This window comes from Paenibacillus sp. GCM10027626, from assembly GCF_042676285.1.
Lineage (GTDB): Bacteria > Bacillota > Bacilli > Paenibacillales > Paenibacillaceae > Paenibacillus_Z.
Genome location: NZ_JBHTHC010000006.1, coordinates 239,044 through 265,773 on the forward strand (window position 1 = coordinate 239,044; position 26,730 = coordinate 265,773).

A 26,730-nucleotide genomic window follows, 5' to 3' on the forward strand; every position below is an offset into this window, starting at 1 on the left:
TCCGCCGCCCTGCCGTTTTGGCACATTTGTTCACAGATAACTGATCTACGGTCCGCTTCACCCACGTTTACCTAAGGAACAGTAGCCGACATCGATGCTTAAAAAGTTGTTGTTGACTACAATTCTTTCCAATTTTAGAATGAAAGTAAAAATGTGATAAAGGGTCAACACCGTCCCTTTAAGGACGGAGTTCTTTACGTTTCGGACAAAGTCCTTGATATAAAAACGGAGGTGTCGTGTATGGAGACTAGCTTTGGACAATATGTTATTAGCGACGATAAGCAGCGAATCGATGTACAGATTGTAATTGATTTTCTGGCTACGAGCTATTGGGCAAGTAAAAGGACACCGGAAAAGATCAGACAGTCGATTGAAAATTCACTTTGCTACGGTGTATATGATGGGGAGAAGATGATAGGCTTCGCACGAATTATTACTGATGGTGTTACTATGTATTACTTGTGCGATGTGTTCGTGTTGGAAGCGTATCGCCAGCAAGGGATCTCGAAGGAGCTTGTCAGGGTGATTACCGAATCTTCGGAGTTCGCAGGGATGACAGGCATGCTGGGTACGAAGGATGCTCACGGCCTCTATGAGCAGTATGGCTTTGAGCGCGATCAGGAGCGGTTTATGAGAAGGACGCCCCGGAACTAAGCTGAGATAGAATGGCTATATTTGATCTTTACCGCTGCTTCCTCTGTAAACTGTTGTAGTATCTATATAACAACAACTGCGGGCTCTACAGTTTTACTATGGAGGCGAGCGAATGATTGAGATCAATAAAGAATTAGTAAGCAGACTGATCAAAAGCCAATTTCCACAGTGGTCGGATTTGCGAATCGAACCAGTGGCCAAAAGCGGGAACGATAATCGCACCTTTCATTTAGGCGAGGATATGAGCGTCAGGTTGCCCAGTCATGAGCGCTATGTCCCCCAAGTCGAAAAAGAACTCTTTTGGCTGCCGAAGCTAAGCCCTTATCTATCCTTGCCCATACCTTCCCCATTAGCTAAAGGAAACCCGGCGGAAGGTTATCCGTGGCCATGGTCGGTGAACCGATGGATCCCGGGGGAGAAGGTAAGCCATGACAATATCATAAGCTACAACCAACTGGCTGTTGATTTGGCAAGCTTCCTAATGGAACTGCAAGCTATTGCAGCTTCTGACGGGCCTCCTTCGGGAGCGCACAATTTCTATCGGAGCGGTTCACTCACTGTATACGATGAAGAAACGAAGACGGCACTCAAAAATCTGGAGTCATTAATAGAGACAAGCCAATTTCATCAGATATGGGACGAAGCATTGCAATCCGAGTGGATGGGGGAGGCGGTATGGGTCCATGGCGATATAGCGCCTGGCAATCTTTTGGTGACGGATGGCAGACTGTGTGCTGTTATTGACTTTGGGATATTGGGTGTCGGAGATCCTGCCTGCGATTTAGCGATGGCTTGGACGTTTTTTGATGACGAAGGCAGAAGGACTTTTTTGGCGGCAATGGACTGTGATAAGGGAATGATGAACCGGGCACGCGGCTGGGCACTATGGAAGGCGCTTATCACGTATGACGGGAATGAAAAGGCTTCTGCCGCGGCGGTGGAAGCGAAGCGCACACTCGACATTATTTTGAAAGATTATGCAGGGCGATAACCCAGATTAACTCCGTTCCTTTATGGGACGGAGTTTTTTTTGATAGTATAGAATTTATAAAATTTCGGCTGGTGTGGCCTAATCTAACGGATGCCACAGCCGCTATTTGCGAAAATTCGACCGATTTGAAATTGTAACGGAACTGTGAGTTCCTATTTGATGATGATGAGCCCGATTTCGCAAGAAAACGTCGAATTAAGATCGATCACTTCCGTTAGATTTCGAAAAGGAAGGAATTTAACGAAATAAGGTCCGCGGCTTCCGTTAGATAAAACCGCTTTGCAGGCGACCCTCCTTCAGAGCTTTAGTCCCCTGAACTCCGATGTTAGAAGAAAAAACTTAGCGATAGTACCAAGGACGGCGCAGGCCGTTTCTTCTTGATGGAATAGAAATACAGGTTATGATACACTCCATTGTAAATACGATGATTGATCATAAGGCGGTGGGGTCAATGCTGAAAATGCTTGTTGTCGATGATGATAGATTCGAGCGGGATGGGGTCAAGTTTCTGGTTGACAAGTACAATTTGGAGCTGGAAATTGCCGAAGCGGACAGCGGGGAAAGTGCGCTCAAGTATATCGATAGCCATGACGTCGATATTTTGTTTACCGATATCCGTATGAAGGGCATGGATGGGCTCGAGTTAGCGGAGAGGATTCGGGAGCGGAATGCGGCCATCAAAGTCATTTTCATGAGCGCTTACGGCGAGTTCGAGTATGCGCAACGGGCGATCGATCTGAAGGCGATTCGCTATATTTTGAAGCCGGTGCAGGTGAGCGAGTTTATTAAGGTGGTAGCTCAAGTCATTCAGTTATGCGGCGAGGAGCGGCAGGCGAAGGAACAGCAAGTAAGGCTGGAGGAATCGTATCGCAAGGAGCAGCGTTACAATAAACAGAAGCTGCTGACCGATCTGATCATGGGCCATAAGGAGCCGGAGGAGATAGGGCAGCCGCTGCCAATCGCCAGCTTCAATGGCTATCGCTATGTGCGGATGCTGCTGCTGGACTCGCGAACCCGGCTGTTCGACCGGCTGGATCTCGATTTCGACCGGCAAATTGCCGAAGCTGTGCGGCGCGCCTGCGACGTTGTCCATTTGAATGAATTTCAAAGCTTGCTGCTGTTGGAAGCTTTTGCGGAAGAGCCGCAGCAAACGCTGGGGGTGCTCGGGCGTGATCTGATTGACTGGCTGCGGACTCGGTTCAACTGCGAAGTGACGGTTGTCATTGGCGGTCTGGTGGATGATGCGAGACAGCTTTACAGGGAATACAATGCGCTGGAGATGATGCTGGAGAACAAATTCTTTTTCGATGATAGTACGGTACTGCTTGCAGGCGATATGCCGCTGGCCGCCAATGATTTAACGAAGGCGATTGACGATCTGCTTCAGGAACTGACCGGCCGTATTCAGCGCCACCGCTTTGAAATTGTGGAGCCGGGTTTTGATCAGCTGTTCAATCTGCTGCAAAACAGCGATCATTTTTCGGTTATTTATGTCAAATACGTCTGTACAGAAGTTGTGAAAGCGCTTTTCGAGGCCGCTGCCAAAAAGAATGCTAATAAATTTAGAGACAGTCTGGAAAAAATTTATAAAACATCGCGGCTAAGTGATTTGCGCCAGGTGATGCACACGATCTTTGCCGAGTATGGCACTGCGGCAGAGCCTGCTGCTGACGGGGTATCCAAAGCGGTTGAGGAAGCGGTACGGACGATCGAATGCGAGTATGCCGCTGATTTGTCGCTTGAGCTGCTGGCTGAGCGGGTTTACTTGACACCGAATTATTTGAGCCATCTGTTCAAAAAGCAGAAAGGAATCAGCATCAACAAATATATTACGCTGTACCGGATGGAAAAGGCGAAGGAATTGCTGCTGACGACGAACCGCAAAATTGCCGATATCGGCCAGGATGTCGGTTATCATAATTTGCCCTATTTCAGTTCACTATTTAAAAACTATTACGGCAAAACGCCGTCCCAATTCCGGGAAGAGGCCTAGACGATGAAGCGCCAAATTTACCGCTACTTTGATCAGCTGCGGTTCAAGCACAAGCTGTTTCTGTCTTATTTGACCGTCATCCTTATTCCGATCTCGGTGCTGGGCGCCTATGCTTACAATCAGTCCAGAGAAATGCTGGATCTGCAGGCATTGCAGGGGATTGAGAAAAATGTGAACACCATTTCGGACAGCATCAGCAGCTCGGCCGAGCGTTACAACCATACGATCCGCTCCATGATGTACAACAAAACGTTTCAAAAAATAGTTGGCAATGACTATATCGACCTGGTCAATTTATCCCGCGATTTGAAGGAATATTTGACTCCTTATTTGATTATGATGACAAGTCTGGACAAAGATATCGAAAAAGTCACCTTTTATACGCAAAGGTATGTACCGGAATATGGCGATTCGGTGCTGTCCGCCGGCAGGGTGGAGCAGGAACGCTGGTATGAGGAGGCAGCGCGCGGAACCGGGAGTCAGACTCGGTGGTTTTACGATGACGGCTTGTTTGTGACCGGCACATTCCCGGATATGTCCGCGGAGCGTAAAGATTTTGTTTATATGCGGATTAACGATGCCAGCTTTTTTAAGAATGTAGCCGAGCTGGCGCGGGAGTACGGGATTATGATTGTCGACAAAAATAAGCAGGTGATATATGGGAACCAGGAGGCTGCTGGAACGGCGCTCACTGCCGATAACGTGATGACAATGAAGGAAGGAATGGTTACGGTTGGCAAGACGGGATTGTTCCTTGTCAAAAAAGCGGTGCCCAAGACGGACTGGACGATTTATTGTCTCGTGCCCGCAGCACAAGTCTCGCCAAATGCGGGATCAATCCTTAATGCGACACTGGTTATTATCCTCGTCTGTATTGTGACGCTGCTGATCATTATTTCGATCTTCTCCAAAACGATGATCAGCCGTATTTATAAACTAAATATGCTGATGAAGCGGGTGGAGACGGGGGAGCTCGATTTGCGGGTGCGAAGCACATCCAAGGACGAGATCGGAGAATTGACGAACGGGTTCGGGAACATGCTGGTCCGTCTCAATGAGCTGATTGACGAGTCGTACCGCAGCAAAATTGTACAAAAGGAAGCTGAATTGAAAGCGCTGCAATGGCAGATCAATCCTCATTTTTTATATAACACGCTATCCTTCATCAACTGGCAGGCGCTAAGAAGTGATGCCCATGATATCAGTCATGTCGTCACTGCGATGGCGAAGTTTTACCGGACGGCGCTCAACCGCGGCAACAACATTATTTCCGTCAGGGAAGAGCTGGACAATATTATGTCCTATGTTGAAATTATTCAGGTCATGAGCGAACACAGCTTTGATGTCACTTACGATATCGACGAGCAGGTCTGCCAGTATGCGACTATTAATTTGATTTTGCAGCCTTTAGCCGAAAATGCAATCAAGCACGGGATCAATATGAAAACGGCGGGCAGAGGGCTGCTGCAGGTGAGCGCCCGTATGGGGGAAGGCACGATTCTTTTTGCTGTTCAAGACAACGGTCCGGGTATGTCGCAGGAGACGGTGGAAAGGATTCTGTCGATGCAAGCGGCTGGCTATGGGCTGAGAAACGTCAATGAAAGATTGCATCTGCTGTTCGGAGCCGAATATGGCATCTCCATCCAAAGCGAGCCCGGAGCGGGCACGGTGATGCTGCTTACGATTCCGCAATACAAACAGGATTCCGCTTAAGCGGGCGGTTCTGCCTTGGTCTGAAAAGTCTGCCTTGCACGGCAGGCTTTTTTTCGCATAAGTCGCAAATCCGTAGAAAAGTGAACGATATCAGAAATATTTGATAATTTATTATTCAGTGGCCCGTGATATGATTTTGAATAACAAAACGAAAGCGCATACAAGGAAGGGGTGACAGCAATGGACGACACAATGGCGGCCGGGCTCGGGAAGCGTGCGCTGCGCAGCGAGAAGCGGAAAAAATATAAGCAGTACCGTGTGCTGCTGTTGATGATGATACCGGCAATCGTCTATTACATTATTTTTCACTATTTGCCGATGTACGGCGTGCTGCTGGCCTTCAAGGATTTTAAAATCACTCAAGGAATCCTGCATAGTCCGTGGGCAGGGTTCGAGCATTTCAGCAAAATCATCGACGATTCTTATTTTTACACCGTGCTGGAAAATACGATTATTATCAGCCTATACAAGCTTATATTCGGCTTTCCTGTCCCGATTTTGTTTGCGCTGCTGCTCAGTGAGGTTGCCAGCCTGAAATTCAAAAAAGTTGTGCAGACGGTATCCTATTTGCCGCATTTTATCTCTTGGGTTGTGATGGCGGGCATTTTCTTTACTTTATTTTCGCTCGACGGTCCGATCAATGCCATTATTAAATTGTTTGGCGGCGATCCGCTGCTGTTTTTGGCAGACGACCGCTACTTCCGCTCGATTCTCGTTGTGACCAGCATCTTTCAAGGATTCGGCTGGGGCTCGATCATCTATTTTGCGGCCATTTCCAATATCGACCCGCAGCTGTACGAGGCTGCCATTATCGATGGTGCAGGAAGGTTCAAGCGGATGTTCTATATTTCCATTCCGATGCTTGTGCCGGTCATTGCCATTATGCTGATTTTATCGATGTCCGGCATTCTGGATGCGGGCTTTGATCAGATTTTCAATATGTACAATGTCAAAGTGTACAACGTTGCTGATATTATAGACACTTATGTATATCGAAAAGGGCTTGTTGAAATGAATTACAGCTATGCTACCGCGGTCGGATTGTTCAAATCGGTCGTTGCGCTCGTGCTGATCATTGTGGTGAACCGCATTGTCAAATGGATCGGCGGCAAGGAGCATGCTTTATGGTAATCGGTACGGGTGAGGAGCGAACGTCATGTTAAATGTGAAAAAAACGGCAGGGGAACGGGTCTTTGATGTTGTGCTCTATATTGTGCTGGCCGTCATTTTATTCTGTACCCTGTACCCGTTCTGGACGCAGGTCGTCATTTCGCTTGATGGAGCGGGGGCTGACAGTGCTGCTTATTCATCGGGCATCATTTTGCTGCCGACCGAGTTGACCTTCGAAAGCTATAAGCTAGCCCTGAAGTTTGACGCTTTATGGTCAGGGTATTGGAACACGATCGTCAGGACTGTGCTAGGTGTATGTCTGTCGACCTTCCTGACGGCGATTACGGCCTATCCGCTGTCGAAGCGGGATTTGCCGTGGAACGGCACCTTTACCAGCTTCATTTTATTTACAATGCTGTTTGCCGGAGGGATCATCCCGTCGTATTTGCTGATCAAAGAGCTGAACTTGCTCAATACGATCTGGGTGCTCGTCATTCCAGGTTCGATCGGGGCATTCAACGTCTTGATCATGCGAAATTTCTTTCGCTCCATTCCCGAGGAGCTTGAAGAGTCGGCGCGTGTGGACGGGGCCGGGTATCTCCGCATTTTTACGCAAATCGTTATTCCTTTGTCAAAGCCGGTGCTGGCGACGGTTGCATTATGGGTAGCAGTCGGCCACTGGAATGCCTGGTTTGACAGCATGATTTATATATCCGATCCCGATAAGCAGGTACTGCAAATTGTTTTGCGCAAAATTATCATTCAAAACAATATGTCGGATATTAATAGCGTCATTCAAAATATCGGCAACAAAACGGAGTTTTCCGGCAGGCAGCTGCAGGCGACCGTTGTCATGTTTTCGATTATCCCGATGCTGATTGTTTATCCGTTCGTTCAGAAGTATTTTGTCAAAGGGGTCATGATTGGCGCTATTAAAGGGTAGCTCCCTGTAATAGATTCATCCAAAACAGAAAGGGTTGGTTCGAATGAAGAAGAGGCGTTGGTTAATTGCGGCACTTTGCACGGCCATGCTGACATCGGTTATGGCAGGCTGCGGCAATAGCGGTTCCACCGGTACGAATGGCAATGCGCCAAGCGGGAAAGGGCAAGGAAACGGGGACAAAGTGAGCCCGCCGGCACAGCAGCCAGCAACGAAGCTGACATTTTGGAATCTGGATGAAAATGCGACGGAAGGTTCTGTCGGATTAAACGCGCTGGAAGAAAAATTAGGTATCAAAGCCGAGTTCATAGCCGCTTCGCGTGAAGGGATGAAAGAAAAGCTGAATTTGATGATTTCATCCGGTGATATTCCGGATTGGTGGAAGGAGCCGTCTTTTACCGAATACGACAAGTTTCTGCAGCAGGGTGTAGGGGCGGAAATTCCGCAGGAGCTGATTGAGCAGCATATGCCCAAATACCTCAGCTGGCTGAAACGGTATCTGGGCGAGGATCCCTTCAAATATGTCAGAAGAGACGGCAAAATTTATGGACTTCCTGTAATTTGGGATATTGGCATCGATGGTATCCAGCTTGGCTTTCGTGAAGACTGGCTGAAAAAGGTAGGCATCGACAAAACACCGGAAACGCTGGAGGAAATGGAAATCGCTTTGACTAAATTCCGCAATGAAGATCCTGATGGCAACGGCAAGAAGGATACGTACGGCATTACCGCGTCAGGCGATAACATTCAAAGCATGTTCAGCTCGGTATTCGGCGCCTTCGACGTCTATCCGGATATTTTCCGCGAGAAGGAAGGCAAAATTGTGCGGGGCGAAATCGAGCCTGGCGCGAAGCAAGCGCTGGAGGTGCTTAACCGCTGGTACAAAAACGAGCTAATCGACCCTGAATTTGTGGTCAATAAAGGCGAGAATGTGGAAGATAAGGTGCTGACCGATAAAATCGGAGCGATCGAATTTTATTGGTGGGCCTTCCTGCCGGGCAACGCTTTCCTCGGCGGAGAGCAATGGTACGACAAGCTGGCGAAGAAGCATCCGGGCTTTAATTTTGCGACTATAGGCGGGGTCAAAGGGCCAGACGGCAAATACGGTATTTCGCAATATAACCCGGCTTTTGCTTCAGGCGTTATGTTCGGCAAGCAACTGGAAAATGATCGTGACAAAATGATCAAATATATGCAAGTATTCGAAGCGACGCAGTTCGATCCGCAAATTTATGAACTGATGCAGTTCGGCGAGAAAGGCAAGCATTGGAAAGAGAGCGACAAAGGTACAGTTGAATTTATCGAGCCTTATACGGATGAGAAGGAGCGCAAAAAGGCAGGAATCGGCGGCTATTCGATGGCCGGCTCGTTCAACGATTACGATTTCCAGACGTCGTATACTTCGGACGAAAGCATGCGCCAGCTGGCAAAGGACACGCGCGCCAAAGGAACGAGAAATATCGATATTCTCGCGCCGTTCAATAAACCGGTGTACAACGAAACGCAGGATAAGCTGAAGCAATTTACGCTGCAAACCTATATTGATTTTATTACCGGACGGAAATCGCTGAATGAATTTGATGATTTTGTTGCGGAGTGGAAAAAAATCGGCGGCGATAAGGTGCTGGCCGAGGCGCAGCAAGTTTACGATGAAAACTTGAAGTAATAAGCGGTGCTGGAGGACGGGTAAGGAGACAGGAGAGCGATGGCGATGAAAAATATAGTTGCAGGAAGTTTAAAGCTTGAATTAAGCAGTAGCGGGCATATTGTCAGCTTAAAGGGGATAGCGGACGGCAAGGAGTATGCGCCCGTATCGTCGGGGTCGGGGGGGGCACCGCTGATTCATGCCGTCGTGGACGGCAAGCTGCATGACCCTTCCTCAGTAGTGTTTAACGAAGAGGCGGACGTTCTGTCGTTTTTCTTTGCAGACGGTGCAGTGCAAATCGATGTCGGGCTGGCATGCAAGGAGCGGTACGCGACGTTTGAAGTAACGCATATTACGGATGAGGAACGGGTGGATACGGTCATCTGGGGACCGTATGCGACTGCGGTTGCCGGTTCGATCGGCGAATCGGTCGGTGTTGTCCATGACGGGGAGTTTGCGATCGGCATTCAAGCCTTGAATATAAAGACGGTAGGAGGATGGCCGATTGAGCTTGAGCGGCTGGATTACGTCCAGCCCTCTTATTCGGGGGGGCATGCTGGGCAAAGCCCTGATCCCGACAGCAGACAGCCGTCCGACAACAAATTCGAGTATGATGTATGCGCGGCATGGCCGGCCAACGAAGGCAGCCTGCTGCAAGCATTTGCACGGAACCGTACGAAAGCGGGCCGCCGTGCAGTATGGAATTTGCCGGACGTAGCTGTCCCTCCGATCGGCGGTGAGGATGCCCGCATCGTCGGTACGAAAATTGCCCTGTTCGGCTGTCCGGCCAGCGAGGTACTGGAGACGATTGAGGAAATCGAGCTTGGTGAAGGGCTGCCACATCCTACGTTTGGCGGCGTATGGGGCAAAATATCGCCGGAGGCGACGCGCTCCTACTTGATCACCGATTTTTCCGAAGCGACGATGGGAGAGGCTGTCCGCTACACGAAGCTTGCCGGTCTCAAGTATGTGTACCATCCCGATCCTTTTGCGGCTTGGGGGCATTTTACCTTGAAGCCGGGAAGCTTTCCGAACGGCGATGAAAGCCTGAAGGCATGCGTTGAGGCGGCGGAAAGCGCAGGCGTGCATGTCGGGCTGCATACGCTGTCAAATTTTACGACATTAAATGATGCCTACGTAACGCCGGTACCGGATGAGCGCCTGCAGCTGGCGGGTGTTGCCCGGCTGGCATCCGCGGCAGATGCGGATGCGCAGGAACTTGAGGTGGACGATCCGGCGCCATTTACGGCTAATTTGTTCCGTTATTCGGCTCGTATCGGCAATGAGCTGATTGAATATGAGGGCGTGACGGACAGTGCGCCGTGGAAGCTGCTCGGAGTAACGCGCGGCGCGAATGGGACAACGGCTGCGGCACACGATGCCGGCGCTGTTATCGGCCGGGTATGGGATCATCCGTACGATGTCTTTTTCCCGAATAACGAGCTGCAGGATGCTTATAGCGAACGGTTGTCGCGCTTATATGCGACTGCCGGGCTGAAGCAGATTTCGTTTGATGGTCTGGAAGGGGTCTATGCCACCGGTCAAGACGGCTATGGTGTTAACCGCTTCGTCAAGCAATGCTATGACGGCTGGGGCGATGAGGTCATTAACGATGCCAGCATTGTCGTGCCGAACTACTTGTGGCATATCTTTACACGCTTTAACTGGGGTGAGCCGTGGGGTGCGGCTACGCGGGAAGGGCAGCTGGAGTGGCGGCTGAGCAACCAGCGTTATTTTGCCCGCAATTTTATCCCGCCGATGCTGGGCTGGTTCCTCGTTCGCTCAGCCTCGGACCGCTTTGAAGCGACGACGCTGGACGAGATCGAATGGGTACTGTCGAAGGCGGCAGGTTTCGGAGCAGGCTTTGCGCTGGTGGCGGATATGGCGGTGCTGCGAAGAAACGGCAACAGCGAGCTGCTGCTGGCAGCGGTGCGCGAATGGGAGGAAGCGCGGCAGGCCGGCGCCTTTACAGCGGAGCAGCGGAAGCGGCTCTGCGAGCCGCAGGGCGATTGGCATCTCGAGCCGGCAGGTGAGGGTAGCTGGCGGCTGTATCCGGTTGCCCGGTCGAAGCCGCTCGTCTGCAGCCCGGCCGAGCTGCAGCCGGGGCAGCCGGGAGGATCGGACTGGGCGCTGTTCAACCCGCATGCCGCTCAGGCGCTTGCCTTTATCATGCGCGTCAATCCGTCTTACGGCAATGAAGATGCTTCCGTGAAACGGCCGACCTTTTACACGGATGGCACGTATATGACGTTTGATACGGAAGTCATGGCGGGTCAGTACCTCGTCTGCGAAGGCGGCCGCATCGGCAGCGTATACGACCGCAACTGGAATTTGCTGAAGACTGTGGAGGCTTCCGCCGATGCGCCAATCGTCAAGCACGGGGGGCAGACGCTGTCATTCAGCTGCAAGTTTAACGGCAATCCGAAGCCTGAGGTTAGCGTGACGGTATTAATGCGCGGAGAGCCGGAGGCAGTCGGCCGCAGCGTATAGCCGCCAAGGGCCGGCAGGGCAGCGGGCTGCTGTGGTCCCACGGGCTAGTCGGTGGGATGGTCGTACGGCAGGCTGGTCGGCCTGAATGGTCGGCTGATTAGGGCGGTAGGCTGATCGGCTGATTAGGGTGGTAGGCTGACTGGCAGGCAGGCTGGTATACAGGCGAAACATATAAGTCGTTCCACATTTGTGGGACGGCTTTTTTGAAATATAAGAACGTATAAGTTTCACCCTATACACAGCTTATATTTCTAGGGAAGAAACTTGCTTCGCGCCAGGATGGCGTCAGCCGTTTCTTCTTGCGTATGGTGAAGAATGGGGGAAATGTTGAACAAAACACGTCTGTTGATTATCCGGAAAAAGAAATACATAGGGCTCAACCTTAGAGTCTGCGCTTAACGTTCTTTTCCCCAAAACTAACTGGATTTTATGTAGGTAAAATACCCCAAAACAGACGATTTTTGCGATCTAACTGGAAATCATCCAACTAGTTCGGGCCAAATCGAGTCTATCCTTCTCTATCTCCCATTCTAACTGTAGGTTTTCCATCTAGTCCGACTATCAAGCGAACAAACCAAAAAACGAACTGTAGAAAATCCATTTAGTCAGCCAATATGAACCCTCTGTCCGCGAAAGCTTCAAATCGCCTGTTTTCGAGTAAATAACGGATCGTCTGTCCGCGAAACTGCGAATTGAGCCTGTTTTCGGCAAAATAACTGCTCATAGGTCCGCTCGGGACACGGGGTGCGCATCGGACAGTTGCCCGGGACAAGCCGCTTCAACAGGTCAATAAAAGGAGAGCGATGTCAATAGAATAGGATTTTTTTGTCCGGGTGGATGAATTATGATGTTGGTCAGAAGGCGGCCATACAGTAAAGAAGGGAGGTTGGTAGCAGTCACTGGCAATAATTTTCAATTAGCTACATACAAGGGGAATTAGCGAAAGCGCAATCATTATGCAGTACAGAAAGGGTAGATGTAGACAATGAAAAAAGCATTGCTTGCATTGCTATCGCTTGGCATGGCGGTTTCTTTCACGGCATGCAGCAGCAGCAACAGCGGAAACACAAAGCCTGACGATTCCAAAACAGCAGAAATGGAGAAACCGCCTGCAGCTGAGACACCTGACAAATCGGAGGACAAGAAGTCTGGCGAAATTGTGATCAACGATGGCAAGCCTGTAAGACTGATTGTCGATCTGAACAATCTTACGCCCTCCATCAGCGATAAGCCGACAGCGGAAAATCCGCAAGTGTTCACGTCCACTAATCTGATTGCCGAAGCGTTCATGGAGAAATACCCGAATGTCAAAATTGAATGGGCGCGCAATATCCCGCCTGCCAATACGAGCGATCAATTAATGCAATATTTGACCTCGGCCATTGCCAGCGACTCGGCGCCGGATATTTTATATGCCTTCGGCCCGGTTTATGCCGATAAAAACTGGTTCATGAATTTGAACGATGTGCTGCAAACGCCGAACAGCTACGTGGAAGGCAATGAGAAATGGGCCGATTTGTTCCCGTCGTATGTTTTCGATCCGCTTAAGGATTTTAACGGCAATATCGTCTCAATTCCGCTGACGGTATTCCCGGGGCCGCCTACGGCGTACTATTACAACAAAGAAATTTTCCAGAAGGTTGGCGTCGACGTTCCGAAGGATTGGGAACAATTTATGGAGATTTCCAAGAAGATCAAGGATGCGGGGTACGACACGGTTGGGCCGTGGGCCGGCAACAAAACCAGCATCGTTGACAACTGGGATGTTCAGTTTAGTGTAGGGCCCGCTTTCTCTATGAAGCTCAAGGACCGGCTGGATTATGACAAGGACGGCAAAGTTGATCTTGCCGAGCAAATTCGCGGTGCCTATGAAGGCGTCTATTTCGCGGAAAATGAATACGTCCAGTCATTCTGGAACCTGATCAAGCGCAAATATGCGGAAGTGCTAAGTCCCGGCTATGCCAAAATCGATTACCAGGACGAGTGGAGCAAAGGCAAGCTGGCGATGATTGAGGACGGGTTGTGGCGGCTGCCGCAGGAGCTGAGCGATACGCAGCGCAAATTTGATTTCGGGATGTTCCCGCCGCCGATTGTAACGGACAACTCGTCGCCGCACGCCGCCAAAATCGAGTATACGGAGCAAGGCCCGTATCAGCCGGCAGCGCAGCACATGTTTAACATTTTGGAGCCGTCGATCAAGGCTCACGGCGGAGAGGGCGTGCGGCAGGCAGCCGTTGAGTTCCTGAAATTTCTGACGACGCCTGAAAATATTTCAATGATGGTGCTGGAGAAAAAAGGGGCGGCGCTGGGTGCTGTCAAAGGCTCCGAGGTTCCGCCTGAACTGAATGACTGGTTTAAAAACAGCTTCCCGAAGGTAGACGGAACGAGCTGGCTCAGCTCTCCGACAGCCAATGGCCGAACGGATTTGAACCGTCAGCTGGATATGTGGTTTAAAGGCATGATCGACGACAATACGTTCTACCGCGATTTCGATAAGGCGATGAAAAAAGATATCGACAGCTACATTCAAAACAATGGAATCAACACCGAGGGCTGGCAGAAGGGCTACTGATCAGCGAATAGCGGCAGCTTAGCGGCAATGGTTCCGAAGGCCAGTTCTTTGATGCCATTGCCTGGCTGTCCAGCATTTCAAGCCGCCCGCAAAATAATCGAAACGGTTGTGATGATGTTGGATTTACGCAAACGATATCAGCAGGGGTGGGCGCTGCTTTGCCTGATGCTGCCGATCATGTTTTTGTTCGCCTCGTGCAGGCAGGAGACTGAAATTCAAGAAGAAGGAGCTCACAACGAAACGATGTATGAAGCAAAACCGGATAAAAGCATTCAAGGCTTGATCGGCGTCGCGGAAGACCGCTGGCAGTTTGCAGACGTAGCTACAGGAGAAGCTTTTGTGCCGTTTGGCGCGAATTATTACGATCCGCATACCGGGTGGGCGCCAAAATTATGGGAGCAATTTGATGAGGGCGCGGTTGAAGAGCATTTTAAACAATTGAAATCGATTCATGCCAATGTAGCAAGAGTATTTTTTACCGTGATGTCGTTTATGCCGGAGTCGAATGCTGTTTCGGAAGAGGGGCTGGCGAAGTTCGATCAGATGATCGCGCTCGCCAAAAAGTACGGTATCAAGCTGCTGATGTCGGGCCCAGATCTATGGGAAGGTCAGCCTTCGTGGTATGGGGGCAATCTGTTTGCTTCGGAAAATATCATCAGGGAGTATGAGCATTTTTGGACGGTGATCGGTGAAAAGTACGGCAATGAGCCAGCTATATTTGCCTGGGATTTATATAATGAGCCGCAGATCGGATGGGGCGGCAACTACGAAAGCGACGATAAATGGAGAAATTGGCTGCAGGACAAATACGGCTCCATGGATAAACTTAAGCAAGCTTGGGGCGACGGAGCAGAGACGGAACAGGATTTCAGCTTTATCGATGTTCCAGAGCGGGCTTACAAGAAAGACGATATGAAGCTCTATGACTATCAGCTGTTTCGCGAGGATGCCGCTGCGGCCTGGACGGAGCGCATGGTGAAAGCTATCCGCACCCACGACCAAAACCACTTGATTACGATTGGCATGGTCAATCCGATTCCGTTTGAGGACGTATCCGATCCGGCCATTTCCTTCGTCGGGTTCAATCCGCATAAGCTGCAGCATCTGCTGGATTTTATGAGCGTTCATTATTATCCGCTCAAGATGGACCCGTGGGCCGCCCCGGACAGCATGAAGCGTGAGCTGAACAGGATGCTGATGTGGCTGCGGTACAGTTATGTCGGCAAGCCGATTATGATCGGTGAGTTCGGCTGGTACGGCGGAGGCTCTGTCGATACGAATGCGGCGGAACGAAGCCAGGAGGAGCAGGCCGAATGGTGCAAGGCGCTCATCGAAGCTTCGATCGGCAACAGCACGGCATGGGCGACATGGCCGGTATATGACACGCCGGATGCGACGGATATAAGCAAATTCGGCGGATTATTCGATGCGGACGGCAAAATGAAAGTATGGGGCAGCGTCTTTGGACAATTGTCGCAGCAGGAATTGGTGAAGCCCCGTGAAAATGGCGAACAAACGATAACGCTGCCGATGAAAAGCTTATATACCGACTATGACGCACAGCATCAAATGTTTAGCGATATCATGGATTTGCTGAACAAAGGGGTCAAGCTCAACTTTAAGCTGGATTACAATTGAATTTTGCGGAGTGGGACAAATTGAAAAAAAAGCTGATCATCACCTTAATCTGTATATTCATCGTCGCATTGGCGACGGGCTTCGACTATTGGCGGTCGTTGCAGTACAGCGTTGAGGTAACGTATATGGACCCGCAGCCGGCAGTCGCCGACGGGCAGACGACAGTCACGGTGAAGGTGCTGGTGTCCCGCAACGGCACCCCGGTCTCCGGCCACAATATTTATGGGGTGGCGCCGGACGGAGGAGGCTTCGAGGCTTACCGGGTGAAGACGGATGAACAGGGGGAGGCAGTATTTGCTTATCATCCTTACACGGCCAATAACATTCGCATGGCCAAGGATGTGGAGATGGCGTTTGCCGATCAATCCAACTCCGTCTTTATCGAGATCAATGCGAAAACCTCAGTGACGCTGAAGCTGACCGATCCGGATCCCGCCGGGAAAAAGAGCGATTATTCGATGGATCAAATTTTCGGAGACGAATAAAAAAGGAGCTCGTTGTTGTTGAAAACGAACGGAAAAAGGACGATTGCGGCAGGCGGGGGGCCGCGCAGCTTTATGCAAAATGCATGGAAGGCGCGACAAGCCTATTTGTTTCTTTTGCCGCTGCTTATATCGATTGCAGTGTTCAACTATTATCCGCCGTTAAACGGCATGTACCACTCATTTTTCGACTGGGACTTTATCGGCCGGGAGAAGTTTATCGGCCTGCAAAATTTTCGGGAAATCTTTCATGATAAAGTATTTTTAGATTCGATCCCTACCATGATCATCCTTACGATCCCAAGATTGATAATCGGCGTTGTCGTGCCATTGATTATGGCGGAAGTGATTTTCGCCGTCAAAAGCGTGAAGCTGAAATACTGGTACCGGGTGCTGCTGCTCCTGCCGATGGTCATTCCAGGCGTTGTCGGAACGTTAATCTGGAAATTTGTCTACGATCCGAGCCAAGGCTTAATGACGAGCATTGCCCGCTGGCTCGGCGTGATCGACAGCAACCAGGTGATCGATTGGCTGGGCAATCCGGAAACCGTTATTCCAAGCGTCATTTTTATGGGCTTTCCCTGGATTGGCGGTACGGCGGTACTCATCTATATGGCGGGCTTGCTTAATATTCCGAACGAAGTGATCGAGTCATCCGTCATGGACGGCTGCGGGGTGCTGAGACGAATATGGAAAATCGATTTGCCGCTGATGATCGGCCAGATCCGTTTTTTTGTCATTACCGGATTGATCGGTCTGATTCAGGACTTCGGTTTGCAGCTTATCATTACGAACGGGGGGCCGGGCTATGAGACGTATGTGCCGGCATTCCATCTGTATATGATGGCGTTCCAGTCCGGCAGGATGGGGTATGCAAGCGCGATCGGCGTTGTGATGTTTGTGTTCATATTCGCCTTGTCGATCATCGCCCATAAATATTTGAAAGTGAATAAGGAATAGAGGGGCCGAAAAACGTGAGGATAACTATATTCGCATCCCGAACGATTACGTTCAAAACGATGCTGCTGCACCTGTTCATCGCCCTGATGCTGTTTCTGCTGCTCTATCCGCTGGGCATGACAGTCTGGAGCTCCTTCAAGTCGGAGCTGGGCTTTCAATATAGCCGCTGGTACCCGACGATCCCTTTGGCATGGGCCAACTATCAATCGGTGTTTCCTATGGTGTGGCGGTATATTGTCAATACCGTATTAGTCGCCGGCGTCGGCACTGCGGGCAATTTGCTGATCTCTTCATTGTCAGCCTTTACGTTCGCCAGAATGAAGTTTCCGTTGAAGGAATTTATTTATACCTGCGTCATTGCGCTGATGATGATTCCCGGCGTGCTGTCCTTGGTGCCAACATTTATGCTGTACAAACAGCTTGGGGTATTCGACACGTATTGGGTGCTCATTCTTCCTATTATCGTGTCTGGGCCGATATTCGGCACGTTCCTGTTAAGGGGCTTCTTTGAAGGCATTCCGGAGGAAATATTTGAGGCGGCCAGACTGGATGGCGCTTCCGAATTCAAAATTTATAAATCGATGTGCCTGCCGATGTCAATTCCGATTCTTGGCACGCTGGCGATAATGACGATTATGAACACCTGGAATGATATTTTATGGCCCATGGTGACGATTAAGGACGATAATCTGCTTACGGTCTCGGCAGGCTTGCTGGTACGTTTCACCACGCTTGTCGGCTCCAATTATCCCAATCAGTTTGCCGGGTACATGACCTCCTCTATCCCGCTTATTCTGCTATTTATTTATCTGAATAAATACTACATCGAAGGTATGGCCGGGTCGGCGGTAAAACTATGAGGGAAGCGGTAAACAAGCTGCTGGTAATTGTGCTGGCTTCCGTGCTCCTGGTCACTGCCGGGTGCACAGGCAGGGCAGCAGAAGAAGGGTCAAAGACGGAGGCGGAAAAGATGGATGTGGATGGGAAGGTTGCGGCTGAAAGCCTGTCGGACCGTGCGGCTATAGAAGCGGGCGATGAAGCGAGAATTGTTCAAGCGATGCGCAAGGCGTACAATCATGAGAAGGTAACGATTGGCTTTATCGGCGGTTCGATTACCGAGGGCGCAGCGGCGTCTTCGAGCGAAAGCAGATTCGCGAGCTTGACGGTGCAGTGGTGGAAGGAGAAATTTCCGTCTGCCGAAATCGACTTCGTCAATGCCGGCATAGGAGCGACGGATACGCTGATCGGCGTTCATCGCGTGGACAAAGACTTGCTGCAGCACAATCCGGACTTTGTAGTCGTTGATTATGCGGTGAACGACTCCTTTAGTCCGCAGCTGATCAATCAATATGAAGGGCTGATCCGCAAAATATTGCAATCTGCCAACAATCCGGGCGTGATGCTGCTGTTTATGATGCATAGCGATGGATCAAATCTGCAATGGGTCCACAGTGAAATCGGATCTTACTATCATTTGCCGATGATCAGCTTCAAGGATGCCGTATGGCCGCAAATACAGAACGGCCAGATCGCATGGGATCAATTATTTGTCGACGATGTTCATCCGAATGACGCCGGCCACAGTCTTGTTGCCAAATTGATTACAGACCGCCTCGAAGCGATCTATGATCGGATCGATTCATGGGAACTGCCGGGCCAGGCCGATTTTGAACTGCCAGAACCGAAAACAGCGGAAGGCTATGCCAATGCCAAGCTTCTGACCGCCAATGATGTGGCTCCCGTTTCCAATAGCGGCTGGCAGCAGGGGAGTACGATGAATTTCTCGCCCGGCTGGATCGCGACGGCTGCGGGGCAATCGCTTGAATTCCAAATTGATGCAGCCAACATCGGCATTATATATGAAAAATCCAATCTGGGCCGGGCAGGGCGTGCTGAAATTCAGGTGGACAATCTGCCTCCAGTCCGGCTTGAAGGCCATTTCCCGGCGGACTGGGGAGGATATACTGCAGGAGAATTGGTCGCCGGCGACCTGCCTCTAGGGCTGCATAAGGTGAAAATTACTTTTCTTGCTGAGCATGATCCGGACAGCACTGGAGAGGAATTTAAAATTTGCGGTATTATGGCGGCTCACTAAGTGAGCCGCCAATAGCTTGTTGACACAACTCCAAATCGCCTATTTTTCAAGCCAATAACGGATCGTATGTCCGTGTACCTATGGAGCAGTCAGCTGCCACTGCTGTTCGGCTGTATTCAATCGCAGCGGCGACTGGGAGACTTCATGGGTGCCCGGTATTTGATCGTAAATACCGCCGGCATCCTGAAGCGCTTTAGTGCCTCGCCTCATATTAATCAGCTTGTAGTAGCCATCCCCTGTATCGACGATTTTCCAAAGCTGCTCGCTCAAGTTCCAGCTTGCCGGCGTCAAGGCCAGCCGATGGGTTTCCGGTACGTTACTGTAGGGATCCCCGGCATCCTGCAGCAGCAGATTTGGATTTGCCTTGCTTCTAATGGTATATAGGCCGTTGCCTGCCGGCGCAATCGTCCATGCCTGCTCGGTCATATTCCAGCCTGCGGGGGCGGCGGCGACATTGGCGGTACCGGCAATGCCGTTGTAGATCCCTCCGGCATTGTGCAGGGCAAGCCCGGATTGGCGATTGATCCAGCGGTAGTCGCCGGACAATCCGATGGCCGATCCGTCATTGACCGTCGTATAGATCGCTACGCCGCGGGCCGGAATCGTATCTGCGAAAGAAGTGCCGACACTGCTGAATACTGCGCTGGCGCCGACGACCGCATCGCCGGCCGGGACGGATGCCGGGTCGTACAAATGCTTGCGGAAGTTCCGGTTTAACACCGATGAAAAGTTAACAGTAAAGCTGCGGGCGGCTGTATTCGAGTTTACCACCATCACCGTATAATTGCCGTCGGGGAGCCGGGTCGCGGTAATACGCAGATTATCCGCCCCTGTAGTGCGGAATACCTTCGTCCCTGCGCCACCTAAAAATTTGGCCATAAGCGCAAAGGCTTGATAATGCGGTCTCGGCTGTATGCTAGCCGGCAGCCAAGGCATTGTTCCCCATTTATGCAGCCCGTTATAGAAGGAATCATTGTTGGACAAGTTTTGAAGGGGAGGGACATAATACTGATCCTGATAAAGCCAAATCAAAGTGCTTTGGGCGCCGGCATTGATGGCGCCGGCGTTGGCCTCGGCGATATACGTGCCATAATCGGCCAACTCTCGCTTCGCCTCCTGCTGCAGGCCGTATTCGTCCAGCCAAAATGGCTTTCCGGTAGCGGCTATATCGCTAACGGAGGAAGCGGTAATCGCGTTCCAGCCTTCATAACCGCCTAGGTTGTAGTCATGGCTGGAATAAATATCGATGGCGCTGTTCAAATTTTGTACGGCATTTTGCAGCCAGACGCGATTATTGCTCAAACTGGTCGCATTCGGCCCGACCAGCTTGACCAAGCTTCTGCGGCCGTCGTCCACAAGCCGCTGATGCAATTTGTTGACGACATGATTGTAAAAGGTCAATTGAGTATAGCCTGGCGGAAGCCCGCCGCAGCCGCAGTAATCGCCGGGCTCGGTGAACAGAATCAAATATTTGACGTTGCTGAACCCTTTGACATTGACAAGCTGCTGGATGGAGTCACTCACCCAGCGGGTATATGTATCTACATCCGCTTCCGTCGGTACGCAATCGGCATCCGAGTTCGTACAAGTATGCTTCGAGAACCACCATCCCACCTGCAAAGCGACATCAACCTGGCGATCCTTCATTGCCTGCAGCCAGTTGTAGAACGCGGTCATCCTGGCAGAATTCCAATTGTAGCTGCCGCCCCATGAGGGCATCGCCCAGTCCGAGCCATACCAGGTACGGGCGATTTTTAGTCCGGCGCCGGAGACGCGATCGAACTCCAAATTGCGCAGATCCGCCGTCATTCCTTTATTACTGGATTCAGGCATATAGGCAAATCCGTGATATGTTCCGCCCAAGCCAAGAAAGTTTTCCTGGATCACGTTTTCCAGATTGACGGAAAGCGTGCTGCCGGTGCCGGCGCCAGCGGCCTGGCCGGAAAGAGGAAGAAGGGAAAAGACAAGGACAATGCAGCAAAGCGTGATGTGTAAACGATGAAATTTCATGTAAGTAAGCCACCTCCTGTCATTTGTAGCTCAATCATAATGCCGTAACGGCAAATTGAATAGGAGACAATATTGACGTCGCTCGTCTTTTATTGACTTAAATGACAACAAAAGAGCTTCTATGTCAATAGAAGAGGATACAAACCCGGCTGCGGCATGCTTTATAATGAAGGTATGAAAACGACACAGAAGCATTACAAGATGACGATTTTCCCTAAATTGATTATGCTGCTGCTGCTAGTCATCGTACCGCTATATTTTATAAGCTTGACGCTGAACCGGTCCGGAGAGGAGAGCGTACGGTCGGAAATTGCCGCCGCCACGAAATCGAAGATTTCCATGAATTTGCGGCTGCTGGAGCAGGACCTTCTGCGGCTGCTTAATTTGCAGAAGGAATTTGTCAGCGATACCGATTTAAGCGACCTGAGCTTGCTCGTCTCGGGTGAGCTTTCTTTTGAAGATGTGAAGGCGGTTACACGGCTTCAGCGCCATCTTGACCTGATTTTGACTTCGACGCTTTATGCCGATGGCGTCAAGGCGTATTTGCCCAATATGAACAAAGCGGTTACGAATGAACGGTATTTTGAAGAAATCGACCGCTCCGAGCTGATGGGCATGCAGGACGTGCAAAGCGGATCGCATCTGATTTCCTGGAATCGGCAGCTGTATACCGTATTTCATTATCCGGATTCCTACCCTATTACCCGCCAGCTGCCGGCTTACACCATCAGCGTTCATTTGTCGAATGACGCTCTCCGGCAAACGCTGCGCCAATTCGAGACGCATGGCGATAGCGGGGCGATTCTGCTCGACAATGATGCCGAATGGTCGATCGCCTCAGGGGAGAACGATGGGCTCAATCAGGCAATGACCGCTTTCGCTTCAGCGCAATTGACCGCAGCTGCCGGGCAGCCGCCAGCCGGGGGAGCCGCTACGATGAACTATCGCGATTCGGCATATCTTGTTTATTACGAGACATCACAGAAGCTGGGCATTACACTGCTGCATTATATTCCGGAGGAGCAAGTCGTCGGTCCCTTGAACAAATACAGACAGTGGTTTTGGGGACTGACCATTGCGTCGGCTGTCATTATCGTTCTGTTCTCCTATTGGATTCACCGCATAATCCGCCGGCCGCTAAACGGGTTGCTGCGGGCTTTCCGCAGGTTGGAGACCGGGGATTTGCAGGCGCGGCTGAAGTGGAACAGCAAGGATGAATTTTACGATTTGTATGAGCAGTTTAATATGACAGTGACAAAGCTGGATCATTTGATCCAGGAAGTCTATGAGCATAAATTCCGCACGCAGCAGGCGGAGCTCCGCCACCTGCAAGCCCAGATCAATCCGCATTTTTTATACAATAGTTATTACAATTTATTCCAATTAGCCAAGCTGCGCGATATTGATAAAGTGATTCATACTGCCAAGCATTTGGGTCAATATTTCCAATATATAACAAGGGATGCGGATGCTGTGTCTCTGGAAACCGAACTTCGCTTTGCGCAAGCGTACATCGAGATTCAGTCGGTCCGTTTTGAAAACCGGATTGCTGTGCAAATCGACGAGCTGCTACCGCTCTTTGCCCAGCTTCAGGTGCCGAAGCTGATTATTCAGCCTGTCATCGAAAACAGCTATAAATACGGGCTTGAGGATAAAAAAGAAGGCGGCCGGCTTACAGTCAAGTTTGTCCAGCAGGAGCACGCTGTTTTAATTATGATCGAGGACAACGGAGAAGCGGCGGATGAAGATTTGATCCACAAACTGAACAATCAATTTAAAGAGACGAATTTTGTCCTGCACAACTCTTCGGGTACAGGCTTGAACAACGTCCACAGGCGGCTGCGGCTGCAATTCGGAGGGGAAGGCGGATTGAGCGTCTACCCGAGCCGGCTCGGAGGGCTGGGCGTGCGCATACAAATCCCGATCCTATTCAAAAGCGAGGGAGACACCAATGCATCGACTGTTGATCGTTGACGACGAGCCCAATATCGTGAAGGGGCTTTATGCATTATTTGCGGAATGCAGCCATTTGGAGCTGGAAATTGTTTGCGCTTTCTCGGCTGACGAAGCGATTGCCGGACTTAGTCGCGGCAAAATCGATGTGATTTTGTCGGATATCCGCATGCCGGGCATGAACGGGCTGGAGCTGCTGGAGGAAGTGAGCAGCCGCTGGCCGCGCTGCAAGGTTATTTTTTTAAGCGGCTATAACGACTTCCAATATGTTCAGTCGGCTATGCGCAACGGGGCTGTTGACTATTTGTTGAAGTCGGATGACGATGATAAGGTTGTAGCCGCCGTGACCAAGACACTGGAGCAAATATCGGAGGAGCTGATGTCCGAGACGTTCATCGAGCAGGCGAAGCTGCAGCTGCAGCAGGCGATTCCGGCGATGAGGAGAGACTGGATCGGCCAGATTTTGCGCGGGGAGAAGCTCGCACGCGTCACGCAGAATCTGCTCGACGAATTGCGGATCGCTTTGTCGGAGCAGGAGGAGGTATATCTGGTGTTCGGCAGAATCGACCGCTGGCAGGAGGAAATCAGCATATCCGACCAGGAGCTGTTGATCTATGCGGTGCAAAACATCGCCACGGAGCTGCTTTCCGGCTGCCGGCTTGTCTCTGTCAATTTAGCGGAGGCGAAGCTGGTATGGCTGATTCAGCCGGCCGGCGGCGGAGCGGAGGAACGGCCGCCTAAGCAGCGGTGGGACAGAACGGTACAATATGTGCAGGGGGTATTGGATACTGTCCAAGATACATGCCGGAGAATGCTGAAAATAAAAATGTCCTTTGTCTCAAGCCGTATGCCGGTTCCCTGGAGCGCCTTAAGCGATCAGTACGCCAGACTGGAAACGCTGATGATCCAGGGTCTCGGTCAAGGTGAAGAAATGCTGCTGACCGAAACGGCTTCTTCGGAGGAGAAAGCCAGGGAGCACGGGGCTGCCGATAGCATGGCATGGCGGAAAAAAATCCGGATGGCCTCTCAGCTGGAGCTGCTGCTGCAAAACGGGGAAAAAACGTCTTTCATGGCCAAAATGAAGGAACTAATGTGCTTTGACCAGCATGAGGATATGAACTACTACCAATATATAGAGGTTTACTATGCCATCGCTTTAATATGGGTGGGGCATCTGAATCAGTATCAGCTATGGGAGAAGCTGCAGGACGCTTTCCCGCTGGACAAACTGACGCAGCTGCAAGCTCATATCTCCTGGACGGATGCGGAGCGTTATTTTCTGGAATTGGCCGAGCTTGTATTCAGCTGGAGCGAGACGGAGCGGGAAGAGCGGACGAATGAGGTCGTCTCGCGCATCAACCGCTACATTCATAGTCATTTGGCCGAGGACACGTCGCTTTCCCGATTATCGGAGCTGGTGCATTTAAATCCTTCCTATCTTTGCCGATTCTATAAGGTAGAGGCGGGCATCGGGCTATCGGAATTTATAACGGAGACGAAAATAGCGAAGGCCAAGACGCTGCTGGATGATCCGTCCATGCGGATTCTTGATGTTGCTGCGGCCGTCGGCTTTGATTCACCGTCGTACTTCGGCCGCTTCTTTAAGAGAGAAATCGGGATGTCCCCTCAGGAATATCGGGACCGGCACAATCAGCAGAAGGGAGGAGGAGCCAATTGAGAACAGGCGGCAAAATAATGGTAGCTGTACTGGTGATGGCCGGGTTGCTGACGGCAGCCGCCTGCGACCATGAGGCGGATACAGGCAGCGGCAACGGGCAGGCGGTCGAGAGCCTGATGCCAGAGTCTGCGGATGGGGCGGATGAGCCGTTGGGCAAATATGACCCGCCAATCGAAATTACGGCGCTGCGGCCGATCGACAATGCGACCAAATACAGACCGGGAGATTCGCCGGAGCATAATGTGTGGATCAAAGGCTATGAGGAAGAGCTGGGCATCAAGATAAAGTTTCCATGGTCAGCCAATTTCACGGACAACAAGTACGATGAAAAAATGAACGTAGCGCTCGCTTCGGGCGATATCGCCAATGTGATGCAGGTTAACCCTTCGCAGCTCAAACGCATGGTGGAGGCCGGACAGCTTGAAGAATTAACAGATTTGATCGACAGGCTGGCAACGCCGCTTACAAAGGATATTTTAAGTCAGGATGGCGGCAATGCTTTGAAATCGGCCACCTTCGGAGGCAAGCTGATGGCGCTGCCGATTACGAATTCAGCCATTGATTCGTCGCCGGTCTTGTGGGTGCGGACCGACTGGTTGAAGAAGCTGCAGCTCCCTGAGCCAAAAACGATGGATGATGTTGTACGCATCGCCGAGGCCTTTGCCTATCAGGACCCGGACGGCAATGGCAAGCCGGATACAATCGGACTCGGGGTCAGCAAAGAGTTATGGGGCGGCTTTCCCGCCTTGCAAGGTTTTTTTAATGCTTACCATGCCTACCCGAACTTATGGATTAAAGATCGTGAAGGAAAGCTGGCATTCGGTTCCGTACAGCCTGAAATGAAGCCCGCGCTGGCCATGCTGCAGGACATGTACCAAAGGTCGCTGCTGGACAAGGAGTTTGCTTTAAAGGACGGCGGAGAAGTGGCCGAGGATGCGATCAATGGCAAAGTCGGCATGTATTTCGGCGATATGTGGACACCGCTGTGGCCGCTGCAAAACGGCAAAGATAAAGATCCGGAGATGGAGTGGGCGCCCTACCCGGTACCATCTGCGGACGGCAAGCCTGCATTTGTCCAAAATATTTTTCCGGTGCGCGCTTATTTTGTTGTTACGAAGGGCACGAAGCATCCGGAGGCGATCGTCAAGATGCTGAATATGTTTGTGGAAAAAAGTTGGGGGGAGCATAGCGAGCCGTTGAAATATTCCAAAGGGGAGGACGGACTTGAGCTATTCAAGTACGCCGTCGTACAGGCGTGGCCGGCCAACAGCAATTTGAACGTCCATCTGCATGTTGCGGGTGCGCTGGCGACCGGCGATACGGCAGCACTCAATCAGGATGAAAAGCAGGTTTATGATAAAATCAAAGCCTATCAGCAGGGCGACAGGAGCAATTGGGGGATGGACCGCGTGTTCGGCGAGGTGAGCGCCTTCTCGGTTATTAATAATTATGTAAAAAATAAATTGCTGCTGGCAACCGGATTTTACGGCGCCGCTACGAGCAGCATGAGCCAGAAACAGTCGGCCCTAGATAAAAAGGCAACGGAGCTGTTCACCAAAATTATTATGGGCTCGGCCGATATTGACGATATTGACCGATTTGTCGAATCGTGGAGCGAACTGGGCGGCAAACAAATTACAGATGAGGTCAACGCATGGGCGGCGCAAAACAATTAGTTTATATGGACTATTCAAAACGGGACCAAAGATTTACAATATTCATAGAAGGATAGTGACTTATGTCACAGTGTCCTTGGCGGCAAATCGTCATAATGAACTCGTAAGCTTGTTAAATATGTAGAGAATC

General features: G+C 50.8%; 18 protein-coding genes. 17 read left to right on the forward strand and 1 reads right to left on the reverse strand.

What is annotated here, in order from left to right; genetic code table 11:
• The first annotated feature begins 240 nt into the window (after nt 1–240).
• The 14 genes from ACFQ0N_RS14210 to ACFQ0N_RS14275 all read left to right on the forward strand — a co-directional run bounded on the left by ACFQ0N_RS14210 (nt 241) and on the right by ACFQ0N_RS14275 (nt 19,283).
• The gene (locus tag ACFQ0N_RS14210; RefSeq protein ID WP_379327106.1) at nt 241–654 is read left to right on the forward strand and encodes a GNAT family N-acetyltransferase; all 414 of its coding nucleotides are present in this window, start codon (nt 241–243) and stop codon (nt 652–654) included.
• 112 nt (nt 655–766) lie between these two features.
• The gene (locus ACFQ0N_RS14215; protein ID WP_379327108.1) at nt 767–1,645 is read left to right on the forward strand and encodes an aminoglycoside phosphotransferase family protein; all 879 of its coding nucleotides are present in this window, start codon (nt 767–769) and stop codon (nt 1,643–1,645) included.
• Nucleotides 1,646–2,096: 451 nt separating this feature from the next.
• Nucleotides 2,097–3,638, forward strand: a complete 1,542-nt coding sequence (locus ACFQ0N_RS14220; protein WP_379327110.1) for a response regulator transcription factor — start codon at nt 2,097–2,099, stop codon at nt 3,636–3,638.
• 3 nt (nt 3,639–3,641) lie between these two features.
• Nucleotides 3,642–5,351 carry a sensor histidine kinase gene (locus tag ACFQ0N_RS14225; protein WP_379327112.1) on the forward strand — a complete coding sequence of 570 codons (1,710 nt, stop codon included), beginning with the start codon at nt 3,642–3,644 and terminating at the stop codon, nt 5,349–5,351.
• 180 nt (nt 5,352–5,531) lie between these two features.
• Entirely contained in the window at nt 5,532–6,482 is a 951-nt protein-coding gene (locus tag ACFQ0N_RS14230) for an ABC transporter permease (RefSeq protein WP_379327114.1), read from the forward strand.
• A 25-nt stretch (nt 6,483–6,507) separates the two neighbouring features.
• Nucleotides 6,508–7,404 (forward strand): carbohydrate ABC transporter permease, encoded by an 897-nt coding sequence (locus ACFQ0N_RS14235; RefSeq protein WP_379327116.1) that lies wholly within the window; start codon nt 6,508–6,510, stop codon nt 7,402–7,404.
• Between the two features lie 43 nt (nt 7,405–7,447).
• Nucleotides 7,448–9,067, forward strand: a complete 1,620-nt coding sequence (locus tag ACFQ0N_RS14240) for an extracellular solute-binding protein (RefSeq protein ID WP_379327118.1) — start codon at nt 7,448–7,450, stop codon at nt 9,065–9,067.
• A gap of 45 nt (nt 9,068–9,112) precedes the next feature.
• On the forward strand, nt 9,113–11,536 hold the full coding sequence (locus tag ACFQ0N_RS14245; protein ID WP_379327120.1) for a hypothetical protein: 2,424 nt from the start codon (nt 9,113–9,115) through the stop codon (nt 11,534–11,536).
• A 985-nt stretch (nt 11,537–12,521) separates the two neighbouring features.
• On the forward strand, nt 12,522–14,108 hold the full coding sequence (locus ACFQ0N_RS14250) for an ABC transporter substrate-binding protein (RefSeq protein ID WP_379327122.1): 1,587 nt from the start codon (nt 12,522–12,524) through the stop codon (nt 14,106–14,108).
• Nucleotides 14,109–14,159: 51 nt separating this feature from the next.
• A complete protein-coding gene (locus ACFQ0N_RS14255) occupies nt 14,160–15,746 on the forward strand; it encodes a beta-galactosidase (protein WP_379327315.1) in 1,587 nt (528 codons plus the stop codon).
• A gap of 20 nt (nt 15,747–15,766) precedes the next feature.
• Nucleotides 15,767–16,231, forward strand: a complete 465-nt coding sequence (locus ACFQ0N_RS14260; protein WP_379327124.1) for an Ig-like domain-containing protein — start codon at nt 15,767–15,769, stop codon at nt 16,229–16,231.
• 18 nt (nt 16,232–16,249) lie between these two features.
• Nucleotides 16,250–17,188 carry a carbohydrate ABC transporter permease gene (locus ACFQ0N_RS14265; RefSeq protein ID WP_379327126.1) on the forward strand — a complete coding sequence of 313 codons (939 nt, stop codon included), beginning with the start codon at nt 16,250–16,252 and terminating at the stop codon, nt 17,186–17,188.
• A gap of 14 nt (nt 17,189–17,202) precedes the next feature.
• Nucleotides 17,203–18,048, forward strand: a complete 846-nt coding sequence (locus ACFQ0N_RS14270; RefSeq protein ID WP_379327128.1) for a carbohydrate ABC transporter permease — start codon at nt 17,203–17,205, stop codon at nt 18,046–18,048.
• Entirely contained in the window at nt 18,045–19,283 is a 1,239-nt protein-coding gene (locus ACFQ0N_RS14275; protein WP_379327130.1) for an SGNH/GDSL hydrolase family protein, read from the forward strand. Before ACFQ0N_RS14270 ends, ACFQ0N_RS14275 begins: the two co-directional genes overlap by 4 nt.
• A 78-nt stretch (nt 19,284–19,361) precedes the next feature.
• Here ACFQ0N_RS14275 and ACFQ0N_RS14280 read toward each other — a convergent pair whose 3' ends face one another.
• On the reverse strand, nt 19,362–21,293 hold the full coding sequence (locus ACFQ0N_RS14280) for an RICIN domain-containing protein (protein ID WP_379327132.1): 1,932 nt from the start codon (nt 21,291–21,293) through the stop codon (nt 19,362–19,364).
• A gap of 174 nt (nt 21,294–21,467) precedes the next feature.
• On the opposite strand from ACFQ0N_RS14280, the gene ACFQ0N_RS14285 reads away from it, so the two are divergent.
• The 3 genes from ACFQ0N_RS14285 to ACFQ0N_RS14295 are packed head-to-tail and all read left to right on the forward strand — an operon-like array spanning nt 21,468 to nt 26,600.
• Nucleotides 21,468–23,267 (forward strand): sensor histidine kinase, encoded by a 1,800-nt coding sequence (locus ACFQ0N_RS14285; protein WP_379327134.1) that lies wholly within the window; start codon nt 21,468–21,470, stop codon nt 23,265–23,267.
• Nucleotides 23,245–24,924, forward strand: coding sequence for a response regulator transcription factor (locus ACFQ0N_RS14290; protein WP_379327136.1), 1,680 nt, complete (start codon nt 23,245–23,247; stop codon nt 24,922–24,924). Before ACFQ0N_RS14285 ends, ACFQ0N_RS14290 begins: the two co-directional genes overlap by 23 nt.
• On the forward strand, nt 24,921–26,600 hold the full coding sequence (locus ACFQ0N_RS14295; RefSeq protein ID WP_379327138.1) for an extracellular solute-binding protein: 1,680 nt from the start codon (nt 24,921–24,923) through the stop codon (nt 26,598–26,600). Before ACFQ0N_RS14290 ends, ACFQ0N_RS14295 begins: the two co-directional genes overlap by 4 nt.
• Nucleotides 26,601–26,730 lie beyond the last annotated feature (130 nt).

What these genes read in the sequence shown, in the direction of transcription:
- ACFQ0N_RS14290 (WP_379327136.1), top strand. Translation starts at nt 23,245, where the DNA reads ATGCATCGACTGTTGATCGTTGACGACGAGCCCAATATCGTGAAGGGG.
- ACFQ0N_RS14215 (WP_379327108.1), top strand. Translation starts at nt 767, where the DNA reads ATGATTGAGATCAATAAAGAATTAGTAAGCAGACTGATCAAAAGCCAA.
- ACFQ0N_RS14255 (WP_379327315.1), top strand. Translation starts at nt 14,160, where the DNA reads ATGCCATTGCCTGGCTGTCCAGCATTTCAAGCCGCCCGCAAAATAATC.
- ACFQ0N_RS14285 (WP_379327134.1), top strand. Translation starts at nt 21,468, where the DNA reads ATGAAAACGACACAGAAGCATTACAAGATGACGATTTTCCCTAAATTG.
- ACFQ0N_RS14235 (WP_379327116.1), top strand. Translation starts at nt 6,508, where the DNA reads ATGTTAAATGTGAAAAAAACGGCAGGGGAACGGGTCTTTGATGTTGTG.
- ACFQ0N_RS14280 (WP_379327132.1), bottom strand. Translation starts at nt 21,293, where the DNA reads ATGAAATTTCATCGTTTACACATCACGCTTTGCTGCATTGTCCTTGTC.
- ACFQ0N_RS14250 (WP_379327122.1), top strand. Translation starts at nt 12,522, where the DNA reads ATGAAAAAAGCATTGCTTGCATTGCTATCGCTTGGCATGGCGGTTTCT.
- ACFQ0N_RS14245 (WP_379327120.1), top strand. Translation starts at nt 9,113, where the DNA reads ATGAAAAATATAGTTGCAGGAAGTTTAAAGCTTGAATTAAGCAGTAGC.
- ACFQ0N_RS14225 (WP_379327112.1), top strand. Translation starts at nt 3,642, where the DNA reads ATGAAGCGCCAAATTTACCGCTACTTTGATCAGCTGCGGTTCAAGCAC.
- ACFQ0N_RS14230 (WP_379327114.1), top strand. Translation starts at nt 5,532, where the DNA reads ATGGACGACACAATGGCGGCCGGGCTCGGGAAGCGTGCGCTGCGCAGC.
- ACFQ0N_RS14240 (WP_379327118.1), top strand. Translation starts at nt 7,448, where the DNA reads ATGAAGAAGAGGCGTTGGTTAATTGCGGCACTTTGCACGGCCATGCTG.
- ACFQ0N_RS14220 (WP_379327110.1), top strand. Translation starts at nt 2,097, where the DNA reads ATGCTGAAAATGCTTGTTGTCGATGATGATAGATTCGAGCGGGATGGG.
- ACFQ0N_RS14210 (WP_379327106.1), top strand. Translation starts at nt 241, where the DNA reads ATGGAGACTAGCTTTGGACAATATGTTATTAGCGACGATAAGCAGCGA.
- ACFQ0N_RS14275 (WP_379327130.1), top strand. Translation starts at nt 18,045, where the DNA reads ATGAGGGAAGCGGTAAACAAGCTGCTGGTAATTGTGCTGGCTTCCGTG.